Here is a 3644-nt window from a genome sequence, read left to right as displayed (position 1 = left end):
CGAATGAGCTCGCCGTTGCCGGGCAGTCGGCAGGGCCATCTGGACGCAGCGGCTGCTGCGCACTCTGATGACCTCCGCAACGGCGGGGCCGCGTACTGCGAGTCGCTTGCTGTCATCACCGACGACTGGGTTCGTTCGCTGTTCGAAGCAGCAGTCAGCGAGTACGCGCCAGCAAAGAGTCGGTTCGCGCTGCTCGCTGTCGGCGGGTTTGGACGCAGCGAACTCGCTCCCTGGAGCGACCTTGATCTGTTGCTCGTGCACGAGCTCAAAGGCAAGAAGACCGCACCCGCCGTCGAGGCCGTGGCGAGTGCGCTCTGGTATCCGCTGTGGGACGCAGGTGTCAAGCTCGGTCACGCAGTCCGCACCGTTAAGGAACAGCTGACGATCATCACTGCAGATCTCGACTCCGCAACAGCGTTGCTCACGGCTCGATTCCTCGCCGGTGACACCGACCTCGCCGACGAAGTGACAACCAAGGGGCGGGCCAGCTGGGACAAGCAAAGCGGCACATTCCTGGCCGCTCTGCGTGCCCGAGTGCGCGAACGCCAAGACAATGCGGGCGACGTGGCCTATCGCCTCGAACCAGATCTGAAGCTGGGCCACGGAGGCCTGCGCGACGTTCAGTCGCTCAAGTGGGCTCACCAGAGTGGGCTGTCGATCCTGCCCGAAGATCTCGTCGAGCTCGAGCGTTGCTACGACGTACTGCTCGGCGCGCGAGTAGCGCTCCATCGCGCCACCGGACGACCGGGCGACATCCTGCGCCTCGAAGATCAAGACTCGACGGCTGAAGTCGGTGGCTGGAATGATGCCGACGACCTGATGGCCGACATCGCCGCAGCCGGCCGCACCATCGCTTGGCTCGTCGACGAAAACTGGGGCCGATCAGTCGCGATCGCCGACCGCCTGCCAGACCGTGCGATCTCGTCGGGCATTGTGCTTCGCAATGGTGAGATCGAATTGGCCGATGGCGCCAACCCGGTCGCTGACCCCACGCTCGTTCTCCAAGCAGCCGTCGCTGCTGCCCGCAACGACTGCAGGATTGGTCGCAGCACGCTCGACAGGCTGCACGACGAGGTCGAACCGTGGAAAGGCACGTGGCCGGTGGGGGCCACGGCTCAACTTGTGGCACTGCTCCTCGAAGGGCACCGTTCGATTCGTGTACTCGAAGCACTCGATCAGCGAGAGTTGTTCGCCCGGCTGCTTCCTGAGTGGGAACCGAACCGGTCCAAGCCGCAGCGCAACGCCTATCACCGCTTCACCGTTGACCGGCACCTGTGGGAAGCCGCCGCCAACGCATCACAACTCGTTGATCGCGTGGCTCGACCCGACCTCCTCGTGCTCGGCGGATTGTTCCACGATCTCGGCAAGGGTTACCCGGGCGATCACACGATCGTCGGGATGGAGCTGGTCCGCCAGGTCGGTCCGAAGCTCGGGCTCCCGACAGCCGACGTCGACACGCTTGTTGCCATGGTCGAGCATCACCTGCTGCTCCCCGACGTCGCTGTTCGCCGTGACCTCACTGACGAAGCCACGATCAACCAGGTCGCGGAATCCCTCGGCTCGGTCGAACGACTCGATCTACTGCACGCACTCACCGAAGCCGACTCACTCGCCACCGGCCCGTCGGCATGGGGCTCGTGGAAAGAAGACCTTGTCAACGAACTGGCGGCTCGTGTGCGCCACGTGCTGGGTGGCGGCAACGTTGCTGAGGTCACCTGGAGCCTGTTCCCCGACGCGAGCACATTAATGCTGATGGCGGCCGGCGAGATTGCAATGCATCGCAAGGACGACGTCATCACCGTTGTCAGTCCTGACTCGGCCGGAACGTTCAGCCAGGTTGCCGGCGTGCTTTCGCTGCACGGACTCGACGTACTCACGGCTCGGGCGCACTCCGACGAGCAGGGCATGGCTGCATCCGAGTTCCGGATCATCCTCCCTGAAGATGGGATCGCCTGGCGCACGCTCAAGACTGACCTCGGTCGTGCACTTGCTCATCAGTTGGCAATCGAGTCGCGGCTGGTCGAACGTGCCAAGACGTATCGGCGTCGTCGCCGCACTCAGGCGCTGCAGCCGGAGCCGCCGCAGGTGGTGTTCCACGATGGGGCCTCCAGCAACGCAACGGTGATCGAAGTTCGTGCGGTCACGAAGATCGGCATCCTTCACCAGATCACGAAGGCGATCGGCGAGCTTGGCCTCGACATCCGCCATGCCACGGTGCACACCATTGGCATCGAGGTCGTTGACACGTTTTATGTCCGCACCTCGGCGGGGGAACTCGTCACCGACAAGTTTCACCGTAAAGAAATCCAGCGCGCAATCCTGCACGCGGCCACCTGAGTTTGGCCCTGGTAGGCACGAACCTGCCCCACCCGTTTCGATGACGTAGCGTGGACGAAGTGAGCAGCGACAATTCAGAACGTCACGCGGTGGGCCCCGACATGGCATCGGATCTGGCGCGCTGGAGCGAAACCCTTGCTGGCATCGCCCGGACAGGGATGGGTTTCACCGAAAGCCTGTACGAACGTGAACGCTTCGAAGAGGTGCTGCACGTCGCCGGGGACATTAAGGCCGCAGCGGCAGGCGTTTCAGGGTCCGACACCGCCCGCGACGAGTTCGTGGGCGAATGGGTCGAGTCGATTGGCGAGGGCGTGCCCGGCTACGTCACCCCGAAGGTTGCAATCGGCGCGATTGTCGGCAACGACGACGGCGAGATACTGCTGGTTCAGCGCAAGGATTCCGGCGTCTGGCTGTATCCCACGGGTTGGGCCGACGTCGGCTACTCACCCGCTGAGGTTGCCGTGAAAGAAGTCCACGAAGAGACCGGCATCGAATGCGTGCCGACTCGGTTGCTCGGCGTGGTCGACGGCCAACGCATGGGTTTCAGCCGATTTGGCATGTACATGCTGCTGTTTCACTGCCGTGCAACGGGAGGGTCGCTGGATCCGCACCCGCTTGAGACCGGCGACGTCGGCTGGTTCGCCCAGGATCAACTCCCTGAGGCCACGGCTGGTGCTGGCTGGTGGGGCGACATGGCGTTCGACGCCATCAACGGGATACAAGCCCCGGCAACCTTCGATGACGTTCGCGACCCCATCTGGCGAACCTGAGAGGGCGTGGTGACCGGCACCGGGTCGTCTTGGTGAGCGACTCAGTCTTGTTCGCGAAGAAACTGTTCGACTTCGTCGACCAGACCTTCAGGATCGACCGGTTCGGCCGTGACGAGTTCGTCGTCGGCTGAATCGTCGGAGATCTCTTCGAGGCGCGACAGGTACTCGACCATGTCGTCGTCGTCGCCAATCAAGGCGGCAACACGGGCGTCGTATTCGGCAGCGCCGGCTGCGAGCGGCTGCAGCGGTGCGGGAGTGCCAATCATGGTGCAGGCGCGTTCGACCAACGCCGACGCAGCCTTCGGTGACGGCACCTGGGATGCATAACCAGGAATTGCTGCCCAGAGTGATGCAGTGGCGAGGCCGGCGCGGTGCAACTGATCGTGGAGGACGCCGACGATTCCGGTCGGCCCTTCGTACTCGGATCGTTGAAGCTCAAATCGTTCGATGAGTCCCTCGTCGGTGGCGGTTCCGATGAGGGGCACCGGGCGCGAGTGCGGGACGTCGGCGAGCAACGCGCCCAACGAGATCGCCATG

At 63.8% G+C, this 3644-nt stretch carries 3 protein-coding genes; 2 read left to right on the top strand and 1 reads right to left on the bottom strand.

Annotated elements, in window-relative coordinates:
* Together ACH2EI_RS21925 and ACH2EI_RS21920 are read left to right on the top strand one after the other, a co-directional pair.
* A partial coding sequence (locus tag ACH2EI_RS21925; protein WP_395154991.1) for a [protein-PII] uridylyltransferase occupies positions 1-2337 on the top strand: 2337 nt, incomplete at its 5' end.
* A gap of 59 nt (positions 2338-2396) precedes the next feature.
* Entirely contained in the window at positions 2397-3107 is a 711-nt protein-coding gene (locus ACH2EI_RS21920) for an NUDIX domain-containing protein (RefSeq protein WP_395154992.1), read from the top strand.
* A 41-nt stretch (positions 3108-3148) separates the two neighbouring features.
* On the opposite strand, the gene ACH2EI_RS21915 is transcribed toward ACH2EI_RS21920, so the two are convergent.
* Positions 3149-3644: PAC2 family protein (locus ACH2EI_RS21915; RefSeq protein ID WP_395161587.1), on the bottom strand; the 496-nt coding region annotated here is incomplete at its 5' end.

Source organism: Ilumatobacter sp. (assembly GCF_041688325.1).
In the GTDB taxonomy this organism is placed as follows: domain Bacteria; phylum Actinomycetota; class Acidimicrobiia; order Acidimicrobiales; family Ilumatobacteraceae; genus Ilumatobacter_A.
The sequence above is the reverse complement of the archived record's forward strand: the minus strand, read 5'-3'. Positions and strand labels throughout refer to the sequence as shown.